Annotated in this window: 1 protein-coding gene and 2 pseudogenes; all 3 read left to right on the forward strand. The window is 63.7% G+C overall.

Annotation, left to right across the window (positions count from 1 at the left end; genetic code table 11):
- Positions 1-124: 124 nt before the first annotated feature.
- Positions 125-1162, forward strand: a pseudogene (locus BVER_RS28475) (ABC transporter substrate-binding protein); the annotation flags it as partial.
- A gap of 13 nt (positions 1163-1175) precedes the next feature.
- Positions 1176-2205 (forward strand): annotated as a pseudogene (locus BVER_RS28480) (ABC transporter permease).
- A complete protein-coding gene (locus BVER_RS28485; protein WP_050456092.1) occupies positions 2202-3044 on the forward strand; it encodes an ABC transporter permease in 843 nt (280 codons plus the stop codon). Before BVER_RS28480 ends, BVER_RS28485 begins: the two are co-directional and overlap by 4 nt.
- Positions 3045-3207: the final 163 nt, after the last annotated feature.

Genomic DNA, 3207 nt, shown 5'->3' on the forward strand with positions numbered 1-3207 from the left:
GCGAAGTTCCAAACTCCCAGGAAACCATTCAGATCAATATTGCTTCTGGGAGTTCTGGGAAACACGATCTTCCGGCGGCCCCTTGCCACCCTTGACTTCGACTAATTCTGAAGGGCCGACTACGTATAACGCCGTGATTCTCCCGGCGAATTTCAGCGGCCCGTACGAGAAGTCGTTCATGGGCACGGGACCGTTCAAGCTCGAAAAGTACACGCCGAAAGTCGGCGCGTCGTTCGTGCGCAATCCGGATTACTGGGGCGAAAAAGCGCTGCCCGATCGCACGCAGTTTTCCTTCTACGCCGATCAGCAAGCCCAGCTTCTCGCGATGCAAGGCCGCCAGGCCGACGTGATGAGCGACTTTACCGTGCAGGGCGGCGTCTCGATCCTGACCAATCCGCAGTTCAAGGTGCTGGGCACCAAGTCGAGTTCGCATCGGCAGATTCATATGCGCTGCGACATGGGCGCGTTCAAGGACAAGCGCGTGCGTCAGGCGCTGGCGCTCGCGATCAACCGCGAAGTCATCGTCAAAGGTCTGTTCCGTGGACGCGCGGAAGTCGGCAACGACAGCCCGTTCGCGCCGGTGTTTCCGTCGAGCGATCTGACCGTGCCGCAGCGCAAGTTCGACATCGCGCAGGCGAAGAAGCTGATGAGCGATGCAGGCGTCGGCAACGGCTTCGACATCACGCTCACGACCGAAAAGTACATGGAGATTCCCGATCTCGCGGTCGTCGTGCAGAACGCGGCGAAGGCGATCGGCATTCGCATTCAGCTCAAGGTCGAGAGTCAGGATCTGTATTACGGCTCGGGCACGTTCGGCAAGTCGGACTGGCTGGATTCGCCGCTGGGCATCACCGATTACGGGCATCGCAGCGTGCCGAACGTGTTCCTCAACGCATCGCTCACGAGCGGCGGCACGTGGAACGCGGCGCACTTCAAAAATCCGCAGTACGACAAGCTGGTGGCCGATTTCGTCGCGGCGCTGGACGCGGCATCGCAGAAGAAGCTGTCGGGCGAGATTCAGAAGCTCTTGCTCGATGAAACGCCGGTCGTGATCCCTTACTTCTACGACCAGTTGATCGTCACGCGCGCGAATGTCAGCGGCGTGCGCTTCAACGCGATGTCGCAGATGTGGTTCGACCGCGCGCAGGTGACGGGCGCTTAAGGAGGTTTCGACGATGAGCACGATCACGCCCTCCTCCGGCGTCACGGCGCCGCCGAACAAAGGGAATGGCGGCGCGGCAAAAGCGCGGCGCATCGTGCGCTTCGTCGGCGTGCGCGTGCTGCTCGCGCTCGTCACGCTGTGGCTCTTGTCGATGATCGTCTTCGCGGGCGGCCAGTTGCTGCCCGGCGACGTCGGCCGCGCGATTCTCGGTCCGCTCGCCGATGCGCGCGCCGTTGCGGCGCTCAATCATCAGCTCGGCGTGGACCGGCCGCTTTTGACGCAATATTCCGGCTGGATCAGCCATTTTCTGCGCGGCGACATGGGCGAGTCGTACGCGTTTCGCGCGCCCGTCGCGCCGTTCATCGGCGGGGCGCTGTGGAATTCGGCGAAGCTCGGCGCGCTGGCGTTTATCGTCGTCGTGCCGCTGGGTATCGCGGGCGGCGTGTATGCGGCGCTGCACTCGGGACGATGGATCGATCGCGTGATCAGCATCGGCGGATTGACGGCGACAGTCGTGCCGGAATTCGTGTCGTCGATCGTGCTGATCCTGATTTTCGGCGTCTGGCTGCAATGGCTGCCGATCGAGGCGACCGCGCCCGCCGACGCCGGCTTCTTCACGCAACTGAAGCATCTGATTCTGCCGGTGCTGCCGCTCGTGCTCGTGTTCTTCGGCTATATCGCGCGAATGGCGCGCGCGGGCACCGTCGAGGCGCTCGACGCCGATTACACGCGCACCGCGATTCTCAAGGGCTTGCCGCGTCACGTCGTGATCTTCCGGCATGTGTTGCGCAATGCGCTGCTGCCGACCGTGACCGTCGCCGCGACGCAGCTCGGCTACATGATCGGCGGCCTCGTTGTCGTGGAGACGCTGTTTCACTATCAGGGCATCGGCTCGCTCATCTACAACGCCGCGCGCCAAGGACTTTCCGATGCTCGAAGCCGGCGTGCTGACCATCGGCGTGATCTATACGGCGGCGAATCTGATCGCGGATGCGCTGTATGTCGTGCTGAATCCGCGTCTGCGCACGGGAGCCGCGAAATGAGTACCGCCACCGCCGTTCCGTCTGAAGTGCTCGGCGCGCTGACGCACTCGCTGATCTTCGATCTCGGCGTGCTGATCCTGCTGTTCTGGGTGGTGTGCGCGCTGTTCGGCCACTTCGTCGTGCCGGTCGATCCATACGCATCCGATCCGCTCAACTCGCTCGTGCCGCCATCCGGCGAACACTGGTTCGGCACCGACCAGCTCGGCCGCGACGTGTTTTCGCGCGTGATCATCGGCTCGCGCGACATTCTCACCATCGCGCCGCTCGCGACGTTGCTCGGCACGGCGGCGGGCACGGCGATCGGTCTCGTCGTCGGCTATTTCGATGGTTGGGTGGATGCCGTGATCGGCCGTCTGATCGATGCGATGCTGGCGCTGCCGCTGGTCATCGTCGCGCTGCTGGCGTTGGCCGCAGTGGGCGCGAGCAACACGACGGTGATTCTCGTCATCGGACTGACCTTCGCGCCGATCACCGCGCGCACGGTGCGCGCCGCCGTGCTTGGCGAGCGTCATCTCGATTACGTGCTCGCGGCGCAACTGTGCGGCGAAAACGCGCTGTACATCATGTTCGCGGAGATCCTGCCGAACGTGCTGCCGCCGATCATCGTCGAAGCCACCGTGCGTCTCGGCTACGCGATCTTCGCCGTCGCGACGCTGTCGTTTCTGGGCTTCGGCATTCAACCGCCATCGGCCGACTGGGGACTCGCCTTGTCCGAAAGTTATACGTTGATGGCGGGCGGCGCGTGGTGGACCGTCGTGTTCGATGCCGCCGCGATCGCGTCGTTGGTCGTCGCGGTGAATCTCGTCGCCGATGCCGTGCAAAGAGTGCTCGACCGATGAACGGACCGCCGCCATCGGCTTTCCCCACGTTCGGCGCCGCCAATGGCGATCAGGCCGATGCGCTGACCGTCGTCGGCCTGACGGTCACGTATCGGTCACGCGGACGCGAGCGCGAAGTGCTGCAGGACGTCTCCTTGCGCATGAAGCGTGGCGAGGCGTACGG

This window comes from Candidatus Burkholderia verschuerenii, assembly GCF_001189365.1.
In the GTDB taxonomy this organism is placed as follows: Bacteria; Pseudomonadota; Gammaproteobacteria; order Burkholderiales; family Burkholderiaceae; genus Caballeronia; species Caballeronia verschuerenii.

Bases quoted from the DNA above. Each gene is read 5' to 3' on its own strand.
- BVER_RS28485 (WP_050456092.1), top strand. From the start codon at position 2,202: ATGAGTACCGCCACCGCCGTTCCGTCTGAAGTGCTCGGCGCGCTGACG.